This is a genomic window from uncultured Paracoccus sp. (assembly GCF_947496875.1).
Taxonomy (GTDB): domain Bacteria; phylum Pseudomonadota; class Alphaproteobacteria; order Rhodobacterales; family Rhodobacteraceae; genus Paracoccus.
On sequence record NZ_CANMEH010000072.1, the window covers coordinates 1 to 992 of the forward strand.

Genomic DNA, 992 nt, shown 5'->3' on the forward strand with positions numbered 1-992 from the left:
CACGTGAAGAAGCTGTCCAGTGAAGAGCAGAAGAACCTGATCTGCGGCATCCTGGAGGACCTCGCCACAGATTCCAACGTCGAGCTGCTGTGCGCATACCTGCGCCATTGTGGGCTCCCGCTCCAGACTCTGCGCTCCGCCAGTGACATCGTCCCGACCTTCCTCAACCACTACCGAATCCAGCCCGGCCTCTATGATGTCGAGCGCGCCTGGGAGGACCTCAGGTGGTGGCCCCCGATCGCCGAGCGGATTGCCAAGCTCGACGAGAAAGCACAGACGCAAACCTCTCCTAGCCCGGAATGCAAGAACATCAATGATTAGTATCGGCCGGCAAACTTCGACATCCGCCGGCGCTGGTGGCCTCACATCGACCTGATCTGCTGCCGGTTCCAGGGACGACGCACAGATAAAATCGTGAACAAGGCAGTGCGCGACGATCCAGAACGCAAAGCTCGTGATACGATCGACAAGAAGTTCCAGCACATCGGTCACGATGGCGGTGCTCTTCAGCAATCTGCAGGGGCAGGACTGCGACTGACCCTCGCTGCTTGCCGAAGGTTCGTGGGTCTTTCGCTCGGCATCGTCGCGGGGCGCACCGAAATGCCTGATCGGCCGCGCTGCCTAACGGGATCGCCGCCGCTTGGACAGAAAGAAGCGCAGCATCTCCCGCGATGCATCCGGCCCGGCCGGATCCGTGTGCTCGCCGGCGGCCCGGCCGCCCGACCATTGCCCCGGAGAATGGCGGAGCAGATGTATTCTTCCAAATCAGCGCCGTGGAGCGTGCAGGACTGCAGAGCCTGAAAGATGGCCAGAAGCTATCCTATGAAATGGAGAGAGGCCGGAACGGCAAGACGAGCGCAGTCGATCTCCGGACACTCTGACCGCGTCGAGGATCACTTGGGAGGCCACTTCCCGGCCTTCCACCAAGCCACCTCCTCACCCGCCGTCTGGTGCCGGACCACAAGGAATTTGGCCTTGCGCTCGTTGATGAG

At 61.5% G+C, this 992-nt stretch carries 3 protein-coding genes; all 3 read left to right on the forward strand.

The window, feature by feature from the left end; genetic code table 11:
• A partial coding sequence (locus tag Q0938_RS19140) for a hypothetical protein (protein ID WP_299365713.1) occupies positions 1-321 on the forward strand: 321 nt, incomplete at its 5' end.
• Positions 322-414: 93 nt separating this feature from the next.
• Positions 415-801, forward strand: coding sequence for a hypothetical protein (locus Q0938_RS19145; protein WP_299365717.1), 387 nt, complete (start codon positions 415-417; stop codon positions 799-801).
• Positions 726-881 (forward strand): cold shock domain-containing protein, encoded by a 156-nt coding sequence (locus tag Q0938_RS19150; protein WP_299365715.1) that lies wholly within the window; start codon positions 726-728, stop codon positions 879-881. Before Q0938_RS19145 ends, Q0938_RS19150 begins: the two co-directional genes overlap by 76 nt.
• Positions 882-992 lie beyond the last annotated feature (111 nt).